The sequence below is a fragment of the Micromonospora sp. CNB394 genome (assembly GCF_000374985.1).
GTDB lineage: Bacteria > Actinomycetota > Actinomycetes > Mycobacteriales > Micromonosporaceae > Micromonospora > Micromonospora marina.
In genome coordinates this window covers 58,341-84,376 of the sequence record NZ_KB895849.1, presented here as the reverse complement: position 1 = coordinate 84,376, position 26,036 = coordinate 58,341, and the positions used below count along the sequence as shown (strand labels likewise).

Sequence of the window (26,036 nt, the reverse complement as noted above, 5' to 3'; positions counted from 1 at the left end):
TTACTCACGTGTTACTCACCCGTTCGCCGCTCGAGTACCCCGAAGGGCCTTTCCGCTCGACTTGCATGTGTTAAGCACGCCGCCAGCGTTCGTCCTGAGCCAGGATCAAACTCTCCAACAAAAACTTGTCGAACAGCAATCAACCTGACAACAAAAGTGTTGCCAAAGGAATCCCAACCAGCAACCATTCCAAAGAACAGCCACCAGTCCGGGGTATAAAACAATTGGCACTGGCTTTACAAGCACCCTGTTGAGTTCTCAAAGAACAACCACACACCAACCGCAAGCCCCACACCGTGGAACCCCGACCGGGGCATTTCGTCCGCTCACCCGCCGCTCTCGCGCCGGGCACTTTTACTACGTTACCGCACCGTCTCCGCCGTGTCAAACCGTGTGTCCCGGTCTGTCATGCTTCGTACGGGTTGGCGCGATGAGCACGCGCAGCAGTCACCCGTCGCGCTTGATCATCGGATTTGGCAGGCCGGCCGCTGCGGTTTCCCGCCAGCTCGCCCGGTGCCCTGCCGGTCGACAACCTTACCCGGTCGGTTCCGCTCCGCCAAATCCGCCCTGCGGCGTTTCGGCGAGCCCCACCCGGACCGCGTCCTCCAAGACCTGAAGCCTTGGTCGGACCCGGCACCAGCCCTGCTCGGCGCTCCCGGGCTTTCGTCCCGTTTGCCCCGTTCCGCGCTGGCAGAGAGAAAGTTACGCGTCCCCAGGTTTGATCGTCAAATCGACGGGTGGCGGCGCGCGTCACACCCGTCCCGCCTCGCGTCGACCAAGGAGTTGACCAAGGAGTTGACGTCCCGATCCGGGGCCCTCGGGGACACAAACTCCTTGATCACCGGAGCGAGGGCCGCGGTGGTGAGGGCGCGGGAGGGCTGGAAGGGCGGCGGGCGACGCGGTAGGCCCTGATGCCCAGGACTCCCACCGTCGTGCCGATGGCCAGGGACGCCGCGATCAGCAGGGCGTGTACCCACAGGAAGCCGGTCGGGCTGCCCTCGCCGACGGCACCGGCCGACCAGGCGCGCTCGTCGTTCCAGATGGCGACCGCGAACCTCGGCCAGATCGCCCACGTCCAGGCGCCGACGGCGACCAGGAACAGCGACCAACCACGTGACAGAACCATGGTCGGCCAGTATGCCAGCGCGCCGTCCGCCCAGGTCAGGCCCGCGCTCCACGCGGCGCACGTTTCCGTTCCCGCCCCCGGGGCACTGTCCTGTCGAGCCGACTCGACGGAGGTGCCACCGATGCAGCCGTTCAACCCGTGGACCTGGCGGGATCCGTCCGCCCTGGCCGGTGGGTACGACCAGACCCGGCCGGGAGACGTGCCGGAACAGCGCACCGGCGAGGCGGACGACGGCCCGGACGCCCCCGGCCCGGGTACGCCGATCGACCTCACCGGCTACCGGGTGGAGGCGACGGACGGCCGGATCGGCTCCATCGACGAGGCGAGCGACGACGCCGACGCGCGGTACCTGGTGGTGGACACCGGCCCGTGGATCTTCGGCAAGAAGGTGCTGCTGCCGGCCGGGACGGTGGCCCAGGTCGACCACCTGGAGCGCGTGGTGCACGTGGACCGCACCCGCGAGCAGGTGAAGGAGTCCCCCGCGTTCGACAGCGACCACTTCGCGCACCCCGACTACCGGGAGCGGGTCGGCAGCTACTACACCGAAAGCTATCGACAGTAGTGAGTCCGGCAGGAGGCAGCGACGCGGGCCGGTGAGCGGATACCGTGTGAGCCATGGTCCGGCCGCGCAGCTGCCTCCCGGAGACCCGCAGCGGTTTCCCGGGCCACGCTGTCGACAGCCGGGAGCAGATCCTCGACGTACTCCGTGCCGGCGGACTCCGTTTCCGCGCCGGCGGGCGATGGCGGCGCTCGTTCTGACGAGCCCGCTCCACCGACCCGGGCGACCCTCGAAAGCCGCTGGTGACGGCGCTCGACCGGTTCCTGGACCCGATCCGGGAGCGCCGGGCCCGCTTCGAGGCGCAGCCCGGCCTGGTCGACGAGCTGATCGTCACCGGCACCGAGCGGACCCGCGCCGAGGTGCGTCGCACGCTCGTCGAGGTGCGCCGGGCGATGGGTTTGAGCAGCGCGTACACCCAGGTGCGGCGCCGGGCCGAGCGCTACCGAAAGGCCGTCGCCACCTCGGCCTGACGCCGAGCCGGTCCGGGGTACGCGCTTGCGCCGACCCCGGACCGGCCGGTTACGCTGACGACATGGCCAGCTCGCACGCGTACCCGATGACGTCCTCCGACGTCCGGCTCGGCGCGCTGCGACGCCGGCGGTCCCGCGACCGCCTGCGCTGAGCCTTTTCTCCTGCGACCGGCGGATCGAGCCGCCGGTCGTCATCGATCGTCCTCGCTCCGCCGTCGCGTTCCCGTCAGGTGATCCGCGCGGCGGATCCACAGCGAGATCGGCGTACTCATGGATCTTGAAAGGTTGCTTGCCGACCGGCTGGCGCCCGCGTTCGCGGCGGTGGCCGGCGGGCCGGTGGAACCGGCCGTGCGGCGCTCGCAGCACGCGGACTTCCAGTCGGACGCGGCGCTGGGGCTGGCCCGGCGGCTCGGCCGTCCGCCACGGGAGATCGCCGCGGAGGTACGCGAGCGCGCGTCGCTGGCCGACCTCTGCGCGGCGGTCGAGGTGTCCGGCCCGGGTTTCCTGAACCTCACGGTGGCCGGGCACGCGCTCGGCGGGCTGGTATCCGCGCTGGCCGCCGATCCGCGGCTCGGGGTGCCGCCGGTGGCCGAGCCGGAGACGGTGGTGATCGACTACTCGGGGCCGAACGTCGCGAAGGAGATGCACGTCGGGCACCTGCGGTCGACTGTGATCGGGGACGCGGCGGCCCGGACGCTGGAGTGGCTCGGGCACCGGGTGCTGCGCGCCAACCACCTCGGCGACTGGGGCACGCCGTTCGGCATGCTGATCGAGCACCTGCTCGACCTGGGCGAGGCCGGGGCGGCGCAGGAGCTGTCGATGGGTGACCTGGACGGGTTCTACAAGGCGGCGCGGGCGAAGTTCGACGACGACCCGGCGTTCCAGGAACGGTCGCGGCAGCGGGTGGTGGCGTTGCAGGGCGGCGACCCGGCGACACTGCGGCTGTGGCGGCTGCTGGTGACGCAGTCGGAGAGCTATTTCCTGACTGTGTACGACCTGCTCGACGTGACGCTGACCGGCGACGACTTCCGGGGTGAGAGCAGCTACCACGACCAGCTCGCGCCGACTGTCGAGGAACTGGGCCGGCGCGGGCTGCTGCGCCGGAGCGAGGGCGCGGACTGCGTGTTCCCGCCCGGATCGGTGGGGCGGGACGGCGAGCCGTTGCCGCTGATCGTGCGCAAGTCCGACGGCGGGTACGGCTACCCGGCCACCGATCTGGCCGCGCTGCGGCACCGGACCGGCGCGCTCGGCGCCACCCGGCTGCTCTACGTGGTGGGGCTGCCGCAGCGGCGGCACTTCGAGATGGTGTTCGCGGTCGGCGCGCAGGCCGGCTGGCTGGCCGCGCCGGTGCGGGCCGAGCACGTCGGGTTCGGTTCGATCCTCGGTCCGGACGGGCGGATGCTGCGCAGCCGGGCCGGCGGGTCGGTGAAGCTGGTCGGGCTGCTGACCGAGGCGGTCCAGCGGGCCACCGCGCTGGCCCGGGAACGGAATCCGGAGCTGAGCGAGGCGGAGGCCGCCGCTGTGGGGCGCGCGGTGGGCATCGGCGCGATCAAGTACGCCGACCTGTCCGGGGACCGGCACAAGGACTACGTGCTGGACTGGGAGCGGATGCTGTCGCTGGACGGGAACACCGCGCCGTACCTCCAGTACGCGTACTCCCGGGTCCGGTCGATCTTCCGGCGGGCCGGCGCGGCGGCGCGGCCGGACGCGGACGTCTCGCTCGCCGAGCCGGCCGAGCGGGCCCTCGCGATGGAGCTGGTCGGCTTCGCCGCTGTGGTCGAGGAGGTGGCGGGCAGCCTGGAGTTCCACCGCCTGACCGCCTACCTGCACCGGCTGGCGGTCGCGTTCAGCGCGTTCTACGAGCGCTGCCCGGTGCTGCGGGCGGAGGGACCGGTGCGGGAGAGCCGGCTCGTGCTGTGCGACCTGACCGGGCAGGTGCTGCGGCAGGGCCTGGATCTGCTCGGCATCCGTACCCCGGAACGGCTCTGAGGCCGAGGGGTCACCGGTACCCCGTGCAGCGGATAGCGTGACGCATCGATCGGATGAGAGGGAGGCGACCATGGCGGATCGGCGCGCGGTACTCGCTCGGCCGAGGCGCTCGGGCGGGTCTGCACCGTGGTGGAGGAGTTCGTCGCCGGCCACTGACGGGTCAGCGGCGACTCCGCCGCGTCCACACCACCGCCACCACTGCCGCGATGAGCGGCAGCAGGCAGCAGAGCGCCAGGACGGACAGCTGCCACGGCTTGATCGCTCCCATGGCGGGAATGATAGAACGCTCTCGCTAGGCTGACGCCCGGGCGGCCCTGCCGTCCAGCCACAGCGTGTCGCTGTCGTCGCGGTGGGAGCCGGTGGATCCGACGTGCTTGGCGCTGATCTTCGGCCCGTTCCTGATCACGTGCACGAGGGCCATCGCGTGTCCCCGGCCGAGGCCGTATTCGTCCTTGAGCCAGCCCACGATCACGCCCACCTTGACGTCGGCCGCGTCGTAGCCGCGCTCCCTGGCCTCGTCGACCAGGACGCGCGGGGTCTTGCCGGTCTTGTCCTCGATCGCGTCGAGGTACGCCTGGAAGGACATCTGCCCAACCTTTCGCTCGGTGGTGACGACCTCCACCCTCCCGGGGTGGGCGGCTCCGATCAACGACGGACCGGATCACCGTCGTTGTCTCCGGGGCAACGATCGGGCTCACCGGATCTCGGTTGTACGCGCTCAGCGCTGGCGGGTGAGGAGTCCGGGGCCCCTCCGCTGACCAGGGGATTCGGGGTGGACGATTTCTGGCGAAGTCTGAACTTTCGATTCGTGGCCTAGATGGGCAAAAAGGCGCATAATTGATCCCTTACGGTCGCTCCCCCGGGCGACGACGACGCCGGCCGGCGAACCGTCCAAAAGGCACCCTCTCCCCACCGGTGGGTCGATGGCGCTGGATCCCCAAAGCCACTAGGTTGGCCGTCGCCGCTGTGCTCGGCCGGCGCATTCACGAACCTAAGGAACACTCATGACAACCGCACCCGTGCGCCAGGATGAGCCCCCGGTCTCGCTGGGCAGGGTCCGCGCGGAGCCGCTCGACCGGCTGTCCGCCGCGGACATCTCCCCCATCGTGCGCCGGGTGATGGCGGCTCACCTCGATCAGACCCGCATCCCGGCGGCGAAGTTCTCGTCGTTCATCTGATCCGCGATGGCCCCGGAGCCCGCCCGCGCGGCGCTCACCGAGTTCGTCCTCAAGGTGCACGCCAGGTGTGACCTGGCGTGCGACCACTGCTACGTCTACGAACACGCCGACCAGAGCTGGCGGCGACGCCCGGTGCGGATGACGCCGGAGGTGCTCCGGGCCGCGGCCGGGCGGATCGCCGAACACGCCGCGGCCCACGACCTGCCGGACGTCACGGTGATCCTGCACGGCGGGGAACCGCTGCTGCTCGGCGCCGAGCGACTGGGCGAGGTGCTCGCGGGCCTCCGGCGGGTCATCGACCCGGTCACCCGGCTCCGGCTCGGCATGCAGACCAACGGCGTCCTGCTCTCCGAGCGGCTCTGCGACCTGCTCGCCGACCACGACGTCGCGGTCGGTGTGTCGCTCGACGGAGACCGGGCCGCCAACGACCGGCACCGGCGCTTCCGGTCCGGCGCCGGCAGCTACGACCAGGTGCTGCGCGCGCTCGCCCTGCTGCGCCGCCCGGAATACCGGCGGATCTACTCCGGCCTGCTGTGCACAGTGGACGTACGCAACGACCCGATCGCGGTGTACGAGTCCCTGCTCGCCCAGGAGCCTCCACGGATCGACTTCCTGCTCCCGCACGCCACCTGGGACGACCCGCCGTGGCGGCCGGCCGGCGGCGGCACCGCGTACGCGGGCTGGCTGCGCGCCGTCTACGACCGCTGGCGGGCCGACGGACGACCGGTCTCCGTGCGTCTCTTCGACTCGCTGCTGTCCACCGCCGGGGGCGGACCCAGCGGCACCGAGTGGCTCGGTCTCGACCCGGTCGACCTGGCGGTGATCGAGACGGACGGCGAGTGGGAGCAGGCGGACTCGCTCAAGACCGCGTACGACGGCGCGCCCGCCACCGGCATGACCGTCTTCTCGCACGCTGCCGACGAGGTGGCGGCCAGCCCGCTCCTGGCCCGCCGCCGCTCCGGCCGGGCCGGGCTCAGCGACGAGTGCCGGCGGTGCCCGGTGGTCGACCAGTGCGGCGGCGGACTCTTCGCCCACCGGTACGGCGCCGGGCACTTCGACCATCCGAGTGTCTACTGCGCCGATCTGAAAGAGCTGGTCGTGCACGTGAACGAGAACCCACCGGCACCCGTCCGGCTCGACGCCGGCCTGCCCGACGACTTCATCGACCGCCTCGCGGCCCTGACCGGCGACCGGGTCGCCATCGGCCGGCTCGTGGAGGCACAGATCGCGATCGTCCGCGCGCTGCTCGCCGAGGTGGCCGACCGGCTGCCCGCCGGTGGGGCCGGAGCAGACGGCTGGGCGGCGCTGACCGCCCTCGACCGCGGTGCGCCGGAGTCCGTGGCGCGGATCGCGGCGCACCCGTACGTGCGGCCCTGGGCCGTGGACTGCCTCGCCGGCACCGGCACCGGCACCCGGCTGGGACCGGACCACCTCAACGCGCTCGCCGTCGCCGCCGCGCTCGACGCCGGCACCCCGGTACGCCTCGACGTACCGGTGCGGTCCGGCCGCCTGCACCTGCCGACAGTGGGCACCGTCCTGCTGCCCGAGGTGGGCGACGGCGCCGCCCGGGTCGAGACCGGCCCGGGTTCGCTGCGGGTGACCGCCGGGGACGTGACGGCGGTGATCCGTCCCGGCACGCCCGGCGACGCGCCGAGGTGGTGGCCGGCCCGCGCCCTCACCACGCCGGACGTGAGCGTCCTGCTGGAGGACGCCGACCCGCACCGCGACTGCCACCGGCTGCCCGCCGGTGACCGCCTCGACGACGCCGCGGCCGGGCGCTGGGCCGAGACGTTCGCGGCGGCGTGGCAGGTGATCCGGGACGAGGTGCCGGGCCATGCCGAGGAACTGCGTACCGGGCTGCGGGCCGTGGTCCCGTTACGGCGCAGCGGCGCGGGTGTCAGCGAGGCGTCGACCGCGCGGCAGGCGTTCGGCGGTGTCGCGGCCACGGAGACCGACGCCGGTTCGCTCGCGGTGCTGCTCGTGCACGAGTTCCAGCACAGCAAGATGAACGCGCTGCTGGACATCTGCGACCTGGTCGACGGCACCCGGACGATCGGCATCACGGTGGGCTGGCGGCCCGACCCGCGGCCCGCGGAGGCCGTCCTGCACGGCATCTACGCGCACGCGGCGGTGGCCGGCATCTGGCGGATCCGGGCCGACCGCCAGGTCGACGGCGCGCAGGCGGTCTACCGCCGGTACCGCGACTGGACGGCCGAGGCGATCGGCGCGCTGCAGCGGGCGCACGCGCTCACCCCGGCGGGCTCGCGGCTGGTCCGGCAGGTCGAGCGTTCGATGTCCGGGTGGCCGTCGTGACCGCCGCCCGCACCGCTGACCGGGCCGGCACGCTCGCCGCCGATCTGCGCGCGCTCGGGCTCGGCCCCGGTGACGTGGTGCTCGTGCACTGCTCCCTGCGCGCCCTCGGGCCGGTCGACGGTGGCGCGGGCGCCCTGGCCGCGGCGCTGCGCACGGCCGTGGGTCCGGCCGGCACCGTCGTGGTTCCGGCGCAGACCCCCGACAACTCGGTGAGCAGCGCCGCGTACCGCGCCGCGACCGCCGGGCTGACCGACCAGGAACGTCTGGCGTACGAGGACCGGATGCCCGGCTTCGACCCGGCCGTCACACCGTCGTTCGGGGTCGGCGCGTTCGCCGAGCACGTACGCCGGCTGCCCGGCGCGGTCCGCAGCCGGCACCCGCAGACGTCGTTCAGCGCGTGGGGGCCGCGGGCGCAGGAGCTGATGCGCGTCCACGACCTGGACTCCCATCTCGGGGAGCGGTCCCCGTTGGCCGCCCTGGAGGCGGCCGGGGCGTGGACGCTGCTGCTCGGTGTCGGCTATGCGACATGCACCGCGCTGCACCTCGCCGAGTACCGGTCGCGCCGGCCGGCGCCGCGTCGCCCGTACCGCTGCTACGTGCTGCGCGACGGTCGCCGGGAACGGCTGGACTTCGAGGCCCCGCACCTGGATGCGGCCCCTTTTCCCGCGATCGGCGCGGAACTCGACCGGGCGGCGTTCGCCCGGCACGGAACGGTCGGCGGCGCACCGGCCCGGCTGCTGCCGATATCCGACGCGGTAAACGCCGCCGTCGCCTGGCTGGACGCCCACATCGGACGGTGAGGGCCTGGTAACCCGAGCGCAACCTCTCTACCCTGATCGATAGGCGCCGTATCGTGTCGACCGGGGAGCAGCGCGTGATCATTGACGGTTGGGGGTCAGGCGCACTTCCCGTGGAACGGTCGTGCCGTCGTGACCTCTGAGCGGCCCGCGCTGCCGGGCCCGCCCTATTTCTTCCTCAGCTACGTTCCCCCACCGACCCACAACGACCGCACCCCGGGCGACCACTGGGTCCGCCGCTTCTACCACGATCTCAACCTGGCGATCGACGGCCGGCCCGGCGACCGGTTACGCCGGCAGGGTTTCGCCGACTTCATGGTGCGGCCCCCGGACGACCGGACGGAACGAAAACGCACAGCGCTCGCCGAGGCCGAGGTGTTCGTGCCGTTGTACTCACCGGACTATCTCAACCGCGACGACTCGCGCCGGGAACGGGAGTGGTTCCGGCAACGGCTGATCCGGGCCGGCCGCCCGCCCGACGGCGACAACATCCTGCCGGTCCTGTGGATCCCGTCGCCCGCCGCCGTGCACGCGCCGGACCAGGCCCGGGCCGTGGCGATGGCCGCCGACGTGGACGCGTACGCCGCCAACGGCATGAGCGCGCTCTGCCGGCTCCAGAAGTTCCAGCACGCCTACAAGGAGGTGCTGGGCCGACTCGCCCAGCACATCGTCGACACCGCCGAGCAGACACCACTGCAACCGGCCGAGCCGCCGACCGGCCCGACCGACCTGCCGTCGTCGCCGACCAGCGAGGTGCCGTTCCGGGCGGTGGTGATCGCGCCCGAGGAACCGGCCGACCCGGGCCGGCTCAACGGGCGGTCCGACACCCACGCCGGCCGGTGGCGCCCGTTCCGCGACCGGCCGCCGGTGGTCGACGACGTGACCGACGCGGTCCAACGGCTGCGGATGCCGATCGACGTCCGCGACTTCGTGCCGGACGCCGGGCTGTTCCGGGGCTGTCCGGGCGTACTCCTGATCGATCCTCGGGTGGTCGAGACGCCGGACGGCGCGGAGGCCGTCCGCGCGGCGGTCGCCTCACTGCACCGCTGGGTGGGGGTCGTGGTGATCATCGAAGACTCGGCACCCGGCCGCCGCTCCCACGCGGCGGTGCTGCTCGACCGGGCCATCGAGATCTTCCCGGCCGCGGCACGCCCGCTGGCGATCACCACGTACGACGACTGGCGGGCCGGGATCCACGGCCTGGTCGACCGGATGCGCCGCCGCTACCTGGAGGCGAGACCGGCCTACCCGCCGCCGGGACGGCCGATCAGCAAACCCCGGCTCTGGGAGAACCCGCCGCCCGACGAGGGAGTGGACACATGACCCGACGCGAGGGACAGGTCGTCACCTTCTACTCCTACAAGGGCGGCACCGGCCGGACGATGGCGCTGGCGAACGTCGCCTGGATCCTCGCCGCCAACGGCAAGCGGGTGCTCGCCGTCGACTGGGACCTGGAATCCCCCGGCCTGTCGCGCTTCTTCGCGCCGTTCATCGACCGGGACGCGCTGGAGAGCACCGGCGGGGTGATCGACCTGATCCGGGAGTACGAGTGGGCCACCACCACCAAGCAGGACAAGGGCGACGACCGCTGGCACGAGCAGTACGCCCGCGTGCACAAGTACTCGTTCTCGCTGAACTGGTCCAACTTCCCCGGTGACGGGACGCTCGACTTCCTCGGCGCGGGCCAGCAGAACAACGACTACGCCGGCGCGCTCGCCGGGATGAACTGGGACGAGTTCTACGAGCGGCAGGGCGGCGGCTACTTCTTCGACGCGCTTCGCGCCGACATGAAACGCAACTACGACTACGTGCTGATCGACAGCCGGACCGGGTTCTCCGACGTCGCCGACATCTGCACCATCCAACTGCCGGACGTGCTGGTCACCTGCTTCACCCTCAGCGAGCAGGGCATCACCGGCGCCGCCAAGGTGGCGCGGCTGGTCGAGCACCGCTACGGGTCGCGGCGGATCCGGGTGCTGCCCGTGCCGATGCGGATCGACCCGGCGGAGAAGGTCAAGGCGGACACCGGGCGGGCGGTGGCGCGCCAGCGTTTCAGCGGCCTGCCGAGCGGGATGAGCGAGGCCGACCGGGACCGGTACTGGGCCCGGATGCAGGTGCCCTACCAGGCGTTCTACGCGTACGAGGAACTGCTCGCCACGTTCGCCGACCAGCCCGGCGTCAACGGGTCGCTGCTGTCCGCGTACGAGGTGCTGGCCCGGGAGATCACCCGGGGCGAGGTGGAGTCGCTGCCGCCGATGAGCAGCGCGGTACGCGAACGGGTCAACGCCCGGTTCACCCGTACCTCCACCTCGGTGGAGAACGAGATCCTGCTCCGGCACGCCCCGTACGACCGGGTGTGGGCGGAGTGGATCGGGCACCTGCTGGTCTCGGCCGACGTCCGGGTCACCGATCCGTGGTTCGCCGAGGACGAGACGCCCCGGACGGCCCGGGAGCTGATCATCGTGTCGGAGTCCAACGCCACCGAGGAGGCGGTGCTCGCCGCGCCGGACCGCTCGCCCGACCAGGTGCCGCTCGTCGTGTACGTCGCGGACGTGCGGCGCCTGGCGAACGTGCCCGCCGCGCACACCGTCTCGGTGGCCGGCCTGGAGGCCCGGACCGCCGCCGCGCGGATCCTGCGCCTGGTCGGTCGCGAGGGGGTGCCGGCCGACCTGGAACTGCCGACCGGTCCCCGGTTCCCCGGCCGCGACAACACGGTGTTCGAGGTGCCGGGCCGCAACAAGCGCTTCACCGGCCGGGAGGCGGATTTGCGCGAGCTGCGGACACTGCTGCGCAGCAGCCCGAAGGTGGTGCTCTCCGGCACCGGGCCGGTGGCGTTGCAGGGCATGGGCGGCATCGGCAAGAGCCAGCTCGCGCTGGAGTACGCCCACCGCTACCGCGCCGCGTACGACATGGTGTGGTGGATCGACGCCGACCAGGTGCCGTTCATCGAGTCGGCCATCGGTGACCTGGCGCCCTACCTGGGCGTACCGTCGTCGGAATCGAACCGGGAGAACGCCCGGCTGGTGCTCCAGGCGCTGCGCCGCACCGACCTCCGCTGGCTACTGATCATGGACAACGCGGACGAGGTCGAGGGCGTCCTGCCGTACGTGCCGGACGGCAAGGGCCACGTCCTGATCACCTCCCGGAACCTGCAGTGGGTGGAGCGGGCCACCACCGTCCAGGTCGACGTGTTCAAGCGCGCGGAGAGCATCCAGCACCTCACCGAGCGGGTGCCGACCATGCGCGTCGACCAGGCCGACCGGATCGCCGCCCTGCTCGGTGACCTGCCGATCGCGGTGACTGCCGCCGCGGCCTGGCTGGCCGACACCGGCCACTCGGTGGACAGCTACCTCACCGAGATCGCCAGGTTCGGGCCGGGCGCGGTGATGGAGCCGAACAGCAACGTCTCCGTGGAGGCCACCTGGGAGCTGTCACTCAACCACCTGCGGACCCGCAACCCGGCCGCCTACCGGGTACTGCAACTCTGCTCGGTGTTCGCGCCGGAGATCTCCGCCGACCTGGTCTACAGCGACGAGTTCGCCGAGGCGCTGGTGCCGTTCCACCCGCAGGCGAAGGAGCGGCTGGTCCGCCAGCAACTGGTGCAGCAGGCCAACCGGCTCGCCCTCCTCCGGGTCGACCTGCGGGCCGAGAACCCGTCCGGCGGCGAGCGGGGCCGAGGCGGCCTGGTGCTCATGCACCGCCTGCTCCAGCACGCCGTCCGGTCCCGGATGACGGAGGCGGAACTCGACGAGGCCCGCCGGCAGGTCCACCTGGTGCTCGCCGCCGCCCGGCCGGAGGGCGAGGTCGACGACCCCGACGGCTGGCCCAGGTTCCGGGTCATCTGGCCGCACCTGGAGGCGGCGAAGGCGCCGCTGAGCCGCAAGGTGGAGGTGCGGGCCCTCATGATCGACCGGGTCCGTTACCTCCAGTTGCGCGGCGACCTGGAGACCGGCCGGCGGCTCGGGCAGGAGGTCGCGCGGACCTGGGAGCAGATGCTCGCGGAGGAGACCGACCCGCGGGCGCGCGACGACCTGCGCCGGCAGTTGCTGCACCTCCAGTTCAACCTCGCCAACATCCTCGCCTTCCTCGGGCAGTTCACCGAGTCGCGGGCGCTGGACGAGGAGGTGCTGGCGGCCCAGCGGGACCTGCTCGGCGAGGACCACCCGCACACGCTGATGACCGCCGGCGGGCTCGCCCGCGACCTGCGCGGCATGGGCATGTACAGCGAGGCGCTGCGCCTGGACGAGATCACGTTCAACGCGTGGAAGCGGAACTTCACCGAGGAGCACCCGCGTACCCTCGCCGCGCTCAACAACCTCGCCAGCACCCAGCGCCTGATGGGTGACTTCCGGGAGGCCCGCAAGAACGACGAGATGGTGCTGGCCGGGCGCCGCGCGATCCTCGGGGAGAACCACCCGGACACGCTCGCCTCCTCCGCGTACGTCGGCATCGACATGCGCGACGCGGGCGACTTCGAGCAGTCGGTCACCCGCCTGCGCAGCGTCCACCGGGACCTGCTGCACACGGCCGGGGCCGAGCACCTGATCACCCTGCGGACGCAGACGAACCTGGCGGTGTCGCTGCGCGCGGCCGGGCACGCGGTCGAGGCGGGCAAGCTCCTCGAAGCCGCGTACGAGCTGCTGAACGAGCGGTTCGGGCCGGACAACCCGGAGACGCTCACCTGCCGGCTGAGCCTGTCGATCAACCTGCTCACCGTCGACCTGTTCCAGCGCGCCAGCCGGGAACTCACCGAGGTGCACCGCATCTACCAGCGCAACCTCGGCCCGGCGCACCCGCTGACCCTGGTCTGCATGGTCAACCTGGCCATGGTGGCCCGCCGCGCCGGGGACTTCGCCGAGGCGCGGCAGCTCGCCGGCCGGTCCGCCGACGCGCTCGCCGGGGTGCTCGGCAGCGGGCACCCGTACCCGCTCTCCGGCTGGATGAACCAGGGCATCTGCATCGCCGAACAGCCCGACCCGCCGGAGGGCCGGGAGGCCGCGGACCTGGAGGCGCTGAGCCTGCTGGGGCGCGCCCACGACGGGCTGGTCCGGATCCTCGGTCGCGACCACACGAACACGCTGCGCTGCCGGGCGAACCTGGTGGTGATGCAGGAGCGGGTGGAGAGCGGCCGGCGGGCGGAGGTGGAGGCGGTCACCCGCGAGCTGGCCTACCGGCTGGGCGAGAACCACCCGGCGGTCGAGGCCGTCCGGGAGAGCCGGTTGCAGCGGCGCATCATCGACCCGCATCCGATCTGACCGCGGCCCGCTCCACCGGGTCGGCCAGCCACGCGAGGATCTCCGGCAGCACCTCCACCGCGCCGAAGTGTGCGCTGCGCGGCTGCACGTGCAGTTGCGCGCCGGGGATCTGCTCGGCCAGCCAGCGGGTGTGGCTGGCCGGGGCGAAGTTGTCGTCGGCGCCGTGCCACAGCCGGACCGGCATCCGGATGTCCGCGAGCGTGATCCCCCAGTCGGCGCGCAACGCCAGCACGTCGTCGATCCAGCCGTGCGGCCCCTGGCGCAGCGCCTCGGCATAGGCGTCGGTGAGCTGCCGGCGGATCGGCACGCCCGCCACCACCCGGCGGTCGGCCGCGGTCATCTGCTCGACCAGCAGCGCCAGCAGCGAGCCCGGGTCGTCCATGGTCCGTTCGGCCCGCAACCGCAACTGCTCGGCGAGCACCGGCACGTCGTGCTCGGCGGCACCGTAGTCCCGGACGTTGGCGTCGGTCATGCCACCGAACCAGTCCAGCCCGGCCGCCCCGGCCGGGGCGAGACCGACCAGGACGGCGGTCCGTCGTACCCGCTCCGGCAACAGCGCGGCGCAGGCCAGGGCGTGCGGGCCGCCGCCGGAGCGTCCCACCACCGAGAACCCGTCCAGGCCGAGGTCGTCGGCGATGGCCGCGACGTCCGCCGCGGCGTCCGCGACCCGGCGGCCGGGCAGCCGGCTGGAACCGCCGTAACCCGGCCGGTCGTACGAGATCAGCCGTACGCCGAGCCGGTGCAGCACGATGGACCGTGGTCGTGGACCGTTGCGGCTGCCGGGTGTGCCGTGCATCAGGAACACCGGCCAGCCGCGTTGCGCCCCGGCGATGTCGACCGCCAGGTTCCTCCTTCCCGTCCGGACGATGTGCTCTCGGTGCCGGGGCGAGTGTGCCAATCGGGGCCTCCGAACGGGTGGTGGCGGTACGGGTGGCGTGGTCAGACCGCCTCGGCGGCCGGGAGCTGGCCGGGCCGGTCGGCGTGACCGGACTGGTCGGCGGGCGGGTCCGACGCGGCGAGGACGCGCAGCGTGTCGAGGGCTGATGCCAGCGAGACCTCGGCCGGCACCCGGTCGTAGGCCCGCAGGTAGTCCAGGAGCAGCCGGCACAGGCTCGCCTCGTCGAGGAACTCGTCCGGCAGCCGGTGCGCGAGCAGGGCGTGCATCGTCCTCGGCGGGATCTTCGGCCAGGCCAGGTCGGCGTACTCGTTCAGCGCCATCAGCAGCCACAGCGCGGTGCGGTTGTCGACCCGGGCGGCCGCGAACTGCTCGGCCATCTCGGCCGACACCACGCCGTCCTCCAGCGGCAGCTCGGCGAGCCGGTCCTCGATGTCGGCGAGCACCCGGCGGACCCGGGGCACGTACCGCTGCGGCAGCCGGTGGAGCCCGTGCCGCAGGATGAGCGCGTGCAGCACCGCGTGGTCGTCGGTCGTGCCGAGCGAGTCGACCAGTTCCGGGAACTCGTCGATCAGGTACGGGCACGAGATGATCAGCTCGGGCGGGGCGGTCGGCGAGTCGGGCAGCCGGCTCAGCGCCACCCGGGTCAGCCCGCACACCACCTCGCGGGGCAACTGCGCGCCGTCCTCGGCGAGGCATTCCAGCAGGACCGTGGCGCTCGTGCTGGACACCGCCTCCGGTGACTCGACGGCGCGCGCCCACAGCCGCCGGTAGCTTCGCTCGTCGTACAGGATGAGCTGGTGCAGGGACGGCACCGGCCAGCGGCGGGTGGCGAGCGAGACCAGGTCGGCGTGGAAGCGGCCGGCCTCGAAGCTGTCCGGCTGCTGGCCGCGCCACGTCCGCGCGCCCGCCTGCAGCTGGCCGTAGGTGGTGATGTCGCCGAGCAGCCGCGCCTCCTCGGCGGCCACGTTCACCGTCTCGCCCCGGCCCTCGCGCCGCCGCTCGGCGACGATCCGGCCGTCGGCGTCCCGGTCGAGCCAACTGATCATCGCGAGCTGGCCCTTCTCGTCCAGCCCCGCCCGCCACAGCCGGACCGTGGACACCCAGGTCGCCTCGTCCATCAGGTCGGTGTGGCGTACGCCGTCCGGTGACACCAGCGCGGCGAGCGCGACCAGGTTCGCGGTGTACGCGGCGAGCAGCCGCACCGGGTCGTACGGCGCGGGCCGGTAGCCGTCCACGCCGGCCAGGTCGGTCCGCTGCCGGGCCTCGGCCAGCAGGCCGGCGATGGTCTCCACGATCCCGTCCCGCTCCTGCGGGTGACGGGAGCTGAGTTCACGGGCGAAGCCGACGACCGCCTCCCGCTTCACCAGCGGCTGGTGGGAGAGCAGCGCCCGGAACTGGCCGGTGTCCAGCTGGTAGCCGAAGCCGGCCGGGCTGCGGGTGTGCCGGCGCAGCTCGGCCAGGCTCCGCAGCGCCCCGATGACGTACTCGGCGATCAGGAAGTCGCCGATCGTGGTGTGCAGGAACTCGTACGTGCGCCGGGCGTCCTCGCCCTGCACGTCGTCCGGGCCGTACACCACGAAGAACGCGGCCGTGACCAGCTGTTCCGGGCCGAGCACGTCGCCGAGTTCGAACCGGGAGCCGTCGCCGGCCCCGGCCCGGAAGCAGTCGAGGTCGAGGCGGAGCGCGGCCCGGTTCACCAGTTCCCGGTTGCGGTTGAACATGGCGAACGCGGTGATCGCCAGGTCGCGCCGGAGCTGGTGCTCGCGGGCCTCCCGCTCGTGGGGCGGAAGCGCGATCGGCGCCTTCTCGCTCACCTGCCGCCTGATGAACGCGGTGAGCAGGCCGGTGAACAGGTCGGACCGGGAGATGGCGGCGCCGGGACGGCGGTCGGCCCAGTGCTCGTTGTAGTAGATCGCCAGCAGCGTGAGCAGCAGCGGCTGGCGGGCCAGCTCGCCGTGCGACAGCAGTTCCCGGGCGGACAGGAGGCGGTAGCCGGGCCGGTCCTCGTTCGCCGCGTTCACGGCGGCCAGCCAGGCCGTCACCTGGGCGTCGGTCAGGTCCTCCAGGCGGACCAGCACGGTGCCCTGCGGCACGCTGGCGCGGTCCATCACCAGGATCCGGGACGTGATGATCGGGATTACCGAGTAGCCCAGGTCCCACTGGGTCTCCTGGAACTCGGCCACCCGGTCGATGTACTGCGAGTGGGCTGTGCCGGTGACCTGGACGAGTTCGTCGAACCCGTCGAAGATCACTACGACGGTCGTGTGCCGGGTGGCCCGGCGCAGGTCCGCCCAGCGGATGCGCTCGTCCATCACCTGCTCGATCGCGGCCTCGATCTGCTCCGTTGGTGACGTGTCCCCGGACATCCGGCGCAGCGGCACCACGATCGCGGTGAACCGGCTCGCCGGCAGCCGGGCCGCGATCACCCGGGTCAGCAGCGTCTTGCCGGCGCCCGGCTGGCCGAGGAGCAGCAGCGGACGGTGCAGGCTCGCCGGGTCGGTCAGGTATTCGGAGAGGAACCCGACGAGGTCACCCCGGCGCGGCTGGTCCTCCCACCAGCGCTCCCGCTCCGGTGACGTGTGCTTGCCGTACTCGGCGGCCCGGAAGTCGGGGCTGATGAAGCCGCTGTCCACGTTCGGCAGCCGCAGGTGGAAGTCGACGTCCTTGATCCGCAGCAGCGGCTGCCGGAACACCGCCGCCAGCGAGCCGGTGAGCCGGTCGAGTGATTCGCGGAGCAGATCGGGCCGGTCCGCGGGCACCGGGCCGGGCAGCTCGGCGAGGTTGCGGTAGAGCTGCGCCAGCGCGTCCAGCCGGGCCGACACCTCGGTGGTCAGTTTCCGGTTGTCGATCAGGTTGTGCTCGATCGCCTGCCGGATCATCCGGAACCCGAACTCGGGAAGGTCAGCGGCGAGCCGGTCGAAGCGGTCCTCGTAGTGCCACATGGCCCGGCCCACCACACGGGTGCGCATCGAGGTGAGGTCGAGCCCGCGCCGCACCGACGGCCAGGCGGCCAGGCCCGCGCAGAAGGCGATGGTGGCGTCGTAGAGCTTGACGTACGCGGCCTCGACGTCCCGCCGGGTGTCGTCCATCCCGTGCACGGAGGAGGGCAGCGGGAAGTAGCCGCCGTCGATCTCCTGGGGGAGCGTGTGGTGCCGCCGTTCGGCCGGCAGCATGCCGACCTTCTCCTCGTCGGTCAGTTCCAGCCGGTCGAAACCCGGCCCGACCTCGTCGCGGAAACCGTCGAAGAATGCGGAGAGGGCCAGCACGGTATGGCTGGCCTCCAGCAGCTCGTAATACGATTTCCCGCCGGTCGCCCGGATGCGCCCGGCCTGGTTTCCGGTGGCGTCCCGGACGAGCTGCATGAGTGCGTTCTTCGGGCCGAGCAGCGCCAGCGCCGTACCGCTGGTGAGGGCCCCGGCGCCCAGGATCCCCGCGCTGACGACCTTGTCGGTCTCGGTGATGCGCGCGCTGCCCGGGGCCAGCAGTCGTAACGCATCTCGATAGCTGAGGCTCGAACGGCGCGGCATGCCGCCCCTTCCGCTGCTGGCGATCGGGATTCTTCAAGGATAGAAACTTCAGTGACGGAAAGCTATCGATCCCGCACCGGGCGGCGGCCCTGCGCCGACTTTTCCATTCATTCATCTCATTCAACCGGTAATGCGGCCGAGGCGTCCCGGCCGCTATCGTCGACGGGTGGACCACACACGGGTACGGCAGGCGTACGGGGCGGTCGCGACGCTCTACATCGAACTGATCGGCACCACCGGGCAGGTGCACGCGGACGACCTCGCCCTCATCGGCCGCCACCTGGCCGTCCGGACCGGTCCGGTGCTCGACCTGGGATGCGGACCCGGTCACCTCACCGGCCACCTCCGCTCGCTGGGCGTCGACGCCACCGGAATCGACATGGTTCCCGAGTTCGTCGCGCACGCGCGGGCGACGCATCAGGACGGCGCGTACCGGCTCGGGTCGCTGGACGACCTCGACGTCCCGGACCACTCCGTCGCCGGCATCCTCGCCTGGTACTCGCTGATCCACCTCCCACCACCTGATCTCGACGCCGTGCTGGCGGAGTTCCACCGCGCGATCGTGCCGGGTGGGCCGCTCGTGGCCGGCATCTTCGTCGGCGACGAGGTGGGCGCCTTCGACCACAAGGTCACCACCGCGTACCGCTGGCCGTTGGACGAGTTCTCCGCGCGGCTGCGGCAGGCCGGGTTCGCCGAGGTCGAGCGCCTGACGCGCCTGGACAACAAGGCCCACCGGCCGCACGCCGCCGTCGCGGCCATCGCGGCCGTCGCGTCCGGCGGTTGATCGGCCGACCGTCCAGGCGAGCACGGATGCTCACCGCCGTGCCAGGATCGGCGTTCGGAGCCCGACGGCCGGAAGGACACCATGCCCGCGTACGCCATCGCCCATCTCCAGGACGCCGCACCGCACCGGGACATCGCCGAGTACATCGAGCGGCTTCCGGGCACGCTCGCCCCGCATGGCGGCCGTATCCTCGTGCACGCCACCCCGCACGAGGTGAAGGAGGGCACCTGGCCCGGCGCCGTCGTGATGCTCGGCTTCCCGGGGATCGCCGAGGCGCGGGCCTGGTGGGACTCGCCCGCCTACCAGGAGATCGCGCCGTTGCGCTCCCGGCACATCGAGGGCGACATCATCCTGGTCGAGGGCGTCCCCGAGGACTACGCCCCGACCGGCATCGTGCAGGCGATCCGGGCGGCGGCCTCCTGAGACGTCCCGGCCGGCGCGCCCGCGACCTGGGGATCGTCGTCGGATCGCTGCCCACCGGGCCGCACAACGCCATCACCGACGTTGCCGGCGTCCTGGTGGGCCACACCACCGTCGACGACGGCGCCGACCTGCACACCGGCGTCACCGCGATCGTGCCGGAACAGCTCGGCGCCGGGCGGTGGACGCTGCCCGCCGCGGTGTACGCCGGCAACGGCCACGGCAAGCTCGTCGGCTCGACCCAGGTGGACGAACTCGGCGTGCTGGAGTCTCCGGTCGTGCTGACCGCCACGCTGTCGGTGTTCCGGGCGGCGGACGCGCTGCTCGGGCACCTGATGGGGCGCCGGCCGGACGGGCTGTCGTTCAACCCGCTGGTCGGCGAGACGAACGACGGGCACCTGTCGGACATCCGGCGGCGCCCGATCACCGAGCCCCACGTCCTGGCCGCCGTCGCGGGAGCGACCGGCGGTCTGCCCGCGGAGGGCTGCGTCGGGGCCGGTACCGGCACCACCGCCCTCGGCTACAAGGCGGGCGTCGGCACCTCGTCCCGCACGGTCCGAGCCGACGGCCGTACGCGGACGGTCGGCGTGCTGGTGCAGTCCAACTTCGGTGGCGTCCTCACCGCACTCGGTGTGCCGCTACCGGTCGACGAACTGGTCCCGGCCGCCGGCCGGACCGAACCACCCGGCAACTCGTGCATGATCGTGGTGGCGTGCGACGTACCCCTGGACGCGCGCCAGCTCCGGCGGCTCGCCCGCCGGGCGGTGTTCGCGATGGCCCGGGTGGGTGCGTCGTTCAGCAACACCAGCGGGGACTACGCGATCGCGTTCACCACGTCGGACCAGCCACCGATCCCGGACGGCGCGATCGATCCGGTGTTCGCCGCCGTACTGGACGCGGTGGAGGAAGCGCTGCTCAACTCGCTGTTCACCGCCGTCACCACCACCGGCGTGGGCGGTCGTACCAGTCACGCGGTTCCCCACCGGGCGGCGGTCGAGCGGCTGGCGGCGGCGGGACGGCTCACCGCCCGGCCGTACGCCTGATCCACTGTCGACGGACCGCGGTGACCGACGGACGACAGTCGTGTTGACAGCGGTGATCGATACGGCGCACGCTTCCGGCGGACGTCGCGGGGGGCGCTCGTCATCAACGTCCGCCTGGCGGGAGCCATCGCCTACCTGCGGGGCTACGACCTCGACGACCCGCACACGCAGGCGATGATCCCGCTCGTCGCGGTGGGCTCGAACATCCAGTCGACGCTGACCGGCGCGGTCGGCCGGTCCGCCAACAAGCTGTTCACCCCGCTGCAGTCCTCGTAGCGCTTACCCGGGAAGACCGGGCAGGCGTCGCCGCAGCCCATGGTGACGATGACGTCGGAGGACTCGGCGGTAACGTACTCCAGTAGTTTGGGGGTCTGGTCGGTGATGTCGATGCCGACCTCGCGCATGGCCTCGACGGCGGCGGGGTTGACGGTCGCGGCCGGGGGCCGAGCGGATGACCGCGGCCCTCCTGGCGAGATCGCTGCCCACGTCCGTGCTGTCGAACGGAGGATGTCGATGCTCGCGGTGATGGGAGGGCGACGTGGCTGACCCGGAGCCTCGCTCGGGCAACCCCGCCTCCACAGTCGGCATCTCGGGTCCGGTGCCGGTCATCGCGCTGACCGGCTACCTGGGCGCGGGAAAGACGAGCCTGCTCAACCACCTGCTGCGTCGGCCCGGCGCTCGCCTGGGCGTTGTCGTGAACGACTTCGGTACGTTGAACGTGGACGCAGCCCTCGTGACCGGGCAGGTCGACGAAGCCGCAGTCATCTCCGGTGGCTGCATCTGCCACCTCCCGGACGCAGGTGGTCTGCACGACGCGCTCCATCGCCTTTCCCGGCCTCGGCTGCGGCTGGACGCGATCCTGGTCGAGGCCAGCGGTGTGGCCGAACCGGTCGACCTCGCTCGTCTCATCAGGCTCGGCAACCCCAAGGAGATCCGGCCCGGCGGTCTCATCGAGGTGATCGATGCGGTCGAACATTTCCATACCGTTGACCTGCGGCCGGAGCCACCCGTCCGCTATGCGGCGGCGACGCTCGTCGTCATCAACAAGACGGACCTGTTGCCGCCCACGGACCGTGACCGGGTGCTCGACCGGATCCAGGAACGGGTACGGCGACGCAACTCCCACGTGCAGATCGTCACTGCCCGGCACAGCCGGATCGATCCGACGCTCGTGTTCGACACCGCCGTCGACAAGGATCCGGTCGACGAACTCCCGCTCGCCCAGCTTGTCCGTGAGCGCCACCACGACCATGACCACGACCATGCGCGAGCGGCCTCTGCGGAACTGGCACAGCCCGTTTCTCCGAGCATGCTGATCGACCTGATCGAAGATCCTCCTTCTGGTGCCTACCGGCTCAAGGGCCGGGTGCGGGTACGCGGTCACCGTGCCGAGCAGGGCTTCGCCGTGCATGTCGTCGGAAATCTGATCCATGTCACCCCGCTACCGGAGCCGCCGCCGGTCGGCGAACTCGTCGCGATCGGCATGCACCTGGACGAGTTCGCCACGCAACAGCGGCTGGACGCTGTTGCGACCACGCCGGCGGACCGGCCCGACGTTGCCGGGCTCCGACGGTTGCACCGCTACCGCACGCTCAGTGGACGACGTCTGGCTCAGGGGTCTGGCTAGGTGGCGGAGCACGCGATGGCCGAATAGCCGGCCGGGCCGCTACGGGCCGGCATCTTGCCATCAGGACGCGCCTGATGGTCACGGGTGCCCAGATGCGCATTTGACAATGACTTTCGTTTTGGGCGAGGGTCGTGGGTCGTGACGCCCTCCAGAGCCGCCGACCTCGCCGCCGGACCGGATGTCCCCGCCGCCGGCACCCCGGCTCGAGAGAACCTACGTCCGTCGGTTCCCACTCGTGGCGCGGTTGCTGTCCTGCTGGTCCTGCTCGCCGTTTCGCTCGTGGTGACGATCGGGCTCGGCCCGGCCACCATCCCACCCGGCGAGACGGCCCGGTACCTCTGGGCCGCGGTCACCGGTGGGCGCATCGCCGCCGAGGAGGTGACCACGTACCAGATCATCTGGCAGATCCGTACGCCTCGGGTGTTGCTCGCCGCGCTCGTAGGCGCGGGCCTGGCCGCGGTCGGGGTGGCGATCCAGTCCCTGGTGCGCAACGTCCTGGCCGATCCGTACGTGTTGGGGGTCTCCTCCGGGGCTTCGGTGGGCGCCGTCGCAGTCACGGTCGCCGGAGGTCTCGGTGCGCTGGGCATCTACGCGGTCTCCGCCGGTGCCTTTGTCGGCGCGATGGCCGCCGCGGTGCTGGTCTACCTGGCCGCGTACAGCCGCGCGGGTGTCACGCCGCTGCGTCTCGTGTTGACCGGCGTAGTCATGTCGTTCGGGTTCCAGGCCTTGATGGCGGTGATCATCTACTTCACGCCGGACAGCGAGGCCACCGCCACGATGCTTTTCTGGTCGATGGGCAGCTTCGGCGCCGCGACCTGGGGGGGCCTGCCGCTGGTGGCGGGCACCGTCGTGATCGGCGTACTCGTCCTGTACCGGCACAGCCGTACCCTCGACGTGCTGACCTTCGGTGACGAGGCGTCCACCAGCCTGGGTGTCGACCCGACCCGCATGCGTCGGCGGCTGTTCGTCGTCACCTCGCTTGTCACCGGTGCGATGGTGGCGGTCAGCGGGGCGGTCGCCTTCGTCGGCCTGGTGTTACCGCACCTGGTCCGCATCGTGGTCGGCGCCTCGCACCAGCGGGTGCTGGTCGTCGCGCCGCTGGCCGGGGCCGTCTTCATGGTCTGGGTCGACCTGATCTCCCGCACTCTGGTGGCACCCCGGGAGCTACCGCTGGGTGTGATCACCGCCCTGCTCGGCGTACCGGTGTTCCTCGCGCTGATGCGTCGCCGTGGCTACCTGTTCGGCGGCCGATGATGGATCTCCGATTCGACGACGTCACGGTGGCGATCGACGGCACCGTGATCGTCCGTGACCTGTCGCTCGACGTGCCGGACGGGCAGGTCGTCGGGCTGATCGGACCGAACGGATCCGGCAAGTCGACAGCACTGCGCTGTGTGTACCGGGCCCTACGGCCCAGCCGTGGAACGGTCTGGGTCGGCTCCGACGACCTGGCCACCCTGCCGCTGCGCCGCAGCGCGCGGTCGGTCGCCGCGTTGACCCAGGACGGCGGCACCGACCTCGACTTCACCGTCGCCGAGACGGTGGCGCTCGGTCGCGCCCCTCACCTCCGCGGCAACCAGCCGCTCAGCGAACGGGAGCTGGCCCTGTGCCGCCGGGCGATGGCCCGGCTCGACCTGCTGCACCTGGCCGACCGCGGGATGCTCAGCTTGTCCGGCGGTGAGCGGCAGCGGGTGTTCGTCGCCCGCGCCCTCGTGCAGGAACCGCAGATCCTGGTGCTCGACGAGCCAACCAACCACCTCGACGTCCGGCACCAGATCGAGCTGCTGTCGCTGCTGCGCGGGTCAGGGCTGACCGTGCTCGTCGTCCTGCACGACCTGAACCTCGCCGCTGCCGCCTGCGACCGGATAGGCGTGCTGTCACACGGACGGCTCGTCGCCGCCGGGACCCCGGCCGACGTCCTGACCGCTGACCTGATCCGGACGGTGTTCGGCGTCGCGGTCAGCGTCGTGCCGCACCCACTGACCGGCGACCCACAGCTGCTCTACTCCCTCGACTCCGCACCCTCTCCGGAAGGACACTTCAGATGAACGGGACCACGCGCCGGCCCGCCGCGCTCCGTACCGCGCTGGCGTCGTTGGCCGCCTCAGCGCTGCTCGCCGGGTGTGGTGCCGAGGTCGAACCGAGTGGAAGCGACGTACGGAAGGTCACCGTCAACCGGTGCGGCGAACCCGTCGAGTACACCCTTCCGCAACGCACGGTCGTCTACGAGGGCGGCAGCGCCGACAAGATGTTCGCCCTCGGCCTCACCGAGCACGTCCACGGCTACGTCATGCCGCCGGCCAACCCGCCCGTGACCGAATCGCCCTGGGCCGCCGAGTACGCCAAGGTCGAGTTCCTCAGCGACGACCTGCTCAACCGGGAACTCCTCGTCCAGGCCAAGGCCGACTTCGTGGTCGCCGGCTGGAACTCTGGACTCAGCGACAAGCGTGGCACCTCCCCGGAGATCCTCGACGGGCTCGGCATCCAGAGCTTCATGCACGCCGAATCCTGCTTCAACTACCCGAACCATCCCGAGCGGCACGCCCCGTTCGACGGCCTCTACACCGACCTGGAGCGGCTCGGCGAGATCTTCGGCGTGCAGGACCGCGCCGCCACCATGGTCACCGACCTGAAGCGCCGGGTCGAGGCGGTCAAGGCACAGGCACCGGAGACCCAGACCCCGGTGTTCCTCTACGACTCCGGCACCGACCAACCGTTCACCGCCGGCAAGCAGGTGCCCCCGAACGACATCATCACCTTCGCCGGAGGTCGGAACATCTTCGCCGACCTGGACGCCCGGTGGACGCAGGTCGGCTGGGAAGCGGTGGTCCAGGCCCGGCCCGAGGTGATCATCATCCTCGACTACCAGGACCAACCGGCCGAGGAGAAGATCAAGTTCCTGAAGACCTCGCCCACCACGAAGAGCCTGCCCGCGGTGGTCAACAACCGCTTCTTCGTCCTCGACTACAACGAGGGCATCAGCAGCCCGCGCAACATCGACGGGCTGGAGAAGTTCGCCGCGTACCTGCGGGACCTGAACTCCTGACCGGCAGCGAACGAGCATCCACGCCCGCGGGTGCCGGGCCCGGCACCCGGCGCTCCCGGCGGGGGGGTGGTGCTCTGGTCCGGGCTGGCCGCCGCAGCGGCCAGCCCGGACCTCGCCGCCGGGGTGGGCCGGTCGGTCGCTGTGACGGCGGTCGCGGCGACCGTGGTGGGCGCCGGTCAGAGCGCCTGCCGGCCGGCCTCACCTCTGCTCGGGCTCTCACTGGCGGCCGGCTGGCGGATGGGACCGACTGCGCCTGCGGTCAACGGATCAGCAGGCCGATCTCCGGCGAGCCCGGCACGCCCGATCCGCCGAGCGGGCGGGCCGTCATTCCCGATTCGTCCGCCAGTTCCTCGAGGCTCAGCGTCGCCCAGTCGTAGGTGTCTTCCACGGTCCTGACGATCTCGCTGCCGGACAGCACCTTCCAGGTTGTCCGCCAGCGCATCAGTTTGGGTGCGGCCACCTCGGCCGAGGTCCACCATTCGTACGTCTGCGTGCCGATCGTCTCGCGGAGCATGCGGATGGGAGGTAACGGACGGGCCTCGTGCCCGCCCATCAGTTCGACGGCCACCGGCGCTCCCACCGGCAGGCGGGAACGCAGAAGTTCCCACAGCCGGCCCCGGTCCGTGGCGTCCAGGTGGCCCAGCACGCCGAAGATGACGGCAGTGCTGATTCGTTCGGGCAGCCGTAGGTCCGGTGCCTGATCAGCGACGACGGTGACCCGCCTACGCAGGTCCGGATCGTTCAGTACCCGGCTGGTCAGGATCGCGCGCATGGGGGTGGAGGGCTCGACGGCCAGGATGGTGGCGGCACGCAGCCGGTTCGCGATGAGTTCGGTCAGCCGGCCGGTGCCGGCCCCGATCTCGACGACCGGTCCATGTGACGGATCGACGGACCGTAATGCTGTCACCAGCGGGCCGGAGCTGGTGCGGACGTGCCGCTGCGCGACCATCTCGTAGAACTCCGCCGAGGTGCTGTAGAAGTCGGTGGCCATGAAACTCTCCGAT

At 71.7% G+C, this 26,036-nt stretch carries 19 protein-coding genes, 1 rRNA gene and 2 pseudogenes; 15 read left to right on the top strand and 7 right to left on the bottom strand.

Annotated features, from left to right (window positions below):
- A 16S ribosomal RNA gene (locus tag C569_RS0122930) occupies window positions 1-121 on the bottom strand; the annotation flags it as partial.
- 717 nt (window positions 122-838) lie between these two features.
- A complete protein-coding gene (locus C569_RS0122925) occupies window positions 839-1,126 on the bottom strand; it encodes an SCO4848 family membrane protein (RefSeq protein WP_018788086.1) in 288 nt (95 codons plus the stop codon).
- 121 nt (window positions 1,127-1,247) lie between these two features.
- Between C569_RS0122925 and C569_RS0122920 the strand changes: the two genes are divergently transcribed.
- The 3 genes and pseudogenes from C569_RS0122920 (at window position 1,248) to argS (ending at window position 4,144) form a co-directional block, all read left to right on the top strand.
- Window positions 1,248-1,688, top strand: a complete 441-nt coding sequence (locus tag C569_RS0122920) for a PRC-barrel domain-containing protein (RefSeq protein ID WP_018788085.1) — start codon at window positions 1,248-1,250, stop codon at window positions 1,686-1,688.
- Window positions 1,689-1,915: 227 nt separating this feature from the next.
- Window positions 1,916-2,155, top strand: a pseudogene (locus tag C569_RS0122915) (tryptophan--tRNA ligase); the annotation flags it as partial.
- Between the two features lie 270 nt (window positions 2,156-2,425).
- Window positions 2,426-4,144: an arginine--tRNA ligase gene (argS, locus tag C569_RS0122905; RefSeq protein ID WP_026268539.1), complete on the top strand. Its 1,719-nt coding sequence runs from the start codon at window positions 2,426-2,428 to the stop codon at window positions 4,142-4,144.
- Between the two features lie 292 nt (window positions 4,145-4,436).
- Here the strand turns inward: argS and C569_RS0122895 are convergent, their stop codons facing one another.
- Window positions 4,437-4,730, bottom strand: coding sequence for a DUF4287 domain-containing protein (locus C569_RS0122895; RefSeq protein ID WP_026268538.1), 294 nt, complete (start codon window positions 4,728-4,730; stop codon window positions 4,437-4,439).
- Between the two features lie 418 nt (window positions 4,731-5,148).
- On the opposite strand from C569_RS0122895, the gene C569_RS33815 reads away from it, so the two are divergent.
- The 5 genes from C569_RS33815 to fxsT all read left to right on the top strand — a co-directional run bounded on the left by C569_RS33815 (window position 5,149) and on the right by fxsT (window position 13,687).
- Window positions 5,149-5,322 carry a hypothetical protein gene (locus C569_RS33815; RefSeq protein WP_167361554.1) on the top strand — a complete coding sequence of 58 codons (174 nt, stop codon included), beginning with the start codon at window positions 5,149-5,151 and terminating at the stop codon, window positions 5,320-5,322.
- A gap of 6 nt (window positions 5,323-5,328) precedes the next feature.
- Window positions 5,329-7,635 carry an FxsB family cyclophane-forming radical SAM/SPASM peptide maturase gene (locus C569_RS0122885; protein WP_018788078.1) on the top strand — a complete coding sequence of 769 codons (2,307 nt, stop codon included), beginning with the start codon at window positions 5,329-5,331 and terminating at the stop codon, window positions 7,633-7,635.
- On the top strand, window positions 7,623-8,435 hold the full coding sequence (locus tag C569_RS0122880) for an aminoglycoside N(3)-acetyltransferase (RefSeq protein ID WP_018788077.1): 813 nt from the start codon (window positions 7,623-7,625) through the stop codon (window positions 8,433-8,435). The genes C569_RS0122885 and C569_RS0122880 overlap by 13 nt, the downstream gene beginning before the upstream one ends.
- 129 nt (window positions 8,436-8,564) lie before the next feature.
- Entirely contained in the window at window positions 8,565-9,755 is a 1,191-nt protein-coding gene (locus C569_RS0122875; RefSeq protein WP_018788076.1) for a TIR-like protein FxsC, read from the top strand.
- The gene (gene fxsT / locus C569_RS0122870) at window positions 9,752-13,687 is read left to right on the top strand and encodes an FxSxx-COOH system tetratricopeptide repeat protein (RefSeq protein WP_018788075.1); all 3,936 of its coding nucleotides are present in this window, start codon (window positions 9,752-9,754) and stop codon (window positions 13,685-13,687) included. Before C569_RS0122875 ends, fxsT begins: the two co-directional genes overlap by 4 nt.
- On the opposite strand, the gene C569_RS0122865 is transcribed toward fxsT, so the two are convergent.
- Window positions 13,665-14,585, bottom strand: coding sequence for an alpha/beta fold hydrolase (locus tag C569_RS0122865; RefSeq protein WP_036346619.1), 921 nt, complete (start codon window positions 14,583-14,585; stop codon window positions 13,665-13,667). The genes fxsT and C569_RS0122865 overlap by 23 nt on opposite strands.
- A 41-nt stretch (window positions 14,586-14,626) precedes the next feature.
- Window positions 14,627-18,112, bottom strand: a complete 3,486-nt coding sequence (locus C569_RS0122860; protein WP_026268535.1) for an NACHT domain-containing NTPase — start codon at window positions 18,110-18,112, stop codon at window positions 14,627-14,629.
- Window positions 18,113-18,242: 130 nt separating this feature from the next.
- Between C569_RS0122860 and C569_RS0122855 the strand changes: the two genes are divergently transcribed.
- The 3 genes from C569_RS0122855 to C569_RS0122845 all read left to right on the top strand — a co-directional run bounded on the left by C569_RS0122855 (window position 18,243) and on the right by C569_RS0122845 (window position 20,359).
- Window positions 18,243-18,896, top strand: coding sequence for a class I SAM-dependent methyltransferase (locus tag C569_RS0122855; RefSeq protein WP_036346618.1), 654 nt, complete (start codon window positions 18,243-18,245; stop codon window positions 18,894-18,896).
- 81 nt (window positions 18,897-18,977) lie between these two features.
- On the top strand, window positions 18,978-19,319 hold the full coding sequence (locus C569_RS0122850; RefSeq protein WP_018788072.1) for a DUF1330 domain-containing protein: 342 nt from the start codon (window positions 18,978-18,980) through the stop codon (window positions 19,317-19,319).
- The gene (locus C569_RS0122845; protein WP_026268534.1) at window positions 19,316-20,359 is read left to right on the top strand and encodes a P1 family peptidase; all 1,044 of its coding nucleotides are present in this window, start codon (window positions 19,316-19,318) and stop codon (window positions 20,357-20,359) included. Before C569_RS0122850 ends, C569_RS0122845 begins: the two co-directional genes overlap by 4 nt.
- 266 nt (window positions 20,360-20,625) lie before the next feature.
- On the opposite strand, the pseudogene C569_RS30830 reads toward C569_RS0122845, so the two are convergent.
- Window positions 20,626-20,799 (bottom strand): annotated as a pseudogene (locus C569_RS30830) (phosphatase); the annotation flags it as partial.
- A 98-nt stretch (window positions 20,800-20,897) separates the two neighbouring features.
- On the opposite strand from C569_RS30830, the gene C569_RS0122835 reads away from it, so the two are divergent.
- The 4 genes from C569_RS0122835 to C569_RS0122820 all read left to right on the top strand — a co-directional run bounded on the left by C569_RS0122835 (window position 20,898) and on the right by C569_RS0122820 (window position 25,032).
- A complete protein-coding gene (locus C569_RS0122835) occupies window positions 20,898-21,986 on the top strand; it encodes a GTP-binding protein (RefSeq protein ID WP_018788070.1) in 1,089 nt (362 codons plus the stop codon).
- A 138-nt stretch (window positions 21,987-22,124) separates the two neighbouring features.
- Window positions 22,125-23,240 carry an iron ABC transporter permease gene (locus tag C569_RS0122830; protein ID WP_081636003.1) on the top strand — a complete coding sequence of 372 codons (1,116 nt, stop codon included), beginning with the start codon at window positions 22,125-22,127 and terminating at the stop codon, window positions 23,238-23,240.
- Window positions 23,237-24,034, top strand: a complete 798-nt coding sequence (locus C569_RS0122825; protein WP_231394867.1) for an ABC transporter ATP-binding protein — start codon at window positions 23,237-23,239, stop codon at window positions 24,032-24,034. Before C569_RS0122830 ends, C569_RS0122825 begins: the two co-directional genes overlap by 4 nt.
- Entirely contained in the window at window positions 24,031-25,032 is a 1,002-nt protein-coding gene (locus tag C569_RS0122820) for an ABC transporter substrate-binding protein (protein ID WP_018788067.1), read from the top strand. The genes C569_RS0122825 and C569_RS0122820 overlap by 4 nt, the downstream gene beginning before the upstream one ends.
- A 259-nt stretch (window positions 25,033-25,291) precedes the next feature.
- On the opposite strand, the gene C569_RS0122815 is transcribed toward C569_RS0122820, so the two are convergent.
- Window positions 25,292-25,981, bottom strand: a complete 690-nt coding sequence (locus C569_RS0122815; protein ID WP_196806760.1) for a trans-aconitate 2-methyltransferase — start codon at window positions 25,979-25,981, stop codon at window positions 25,292-25,294.
- Window positions 25,982-26,036 lie beyond the last annotated feature (55 nt).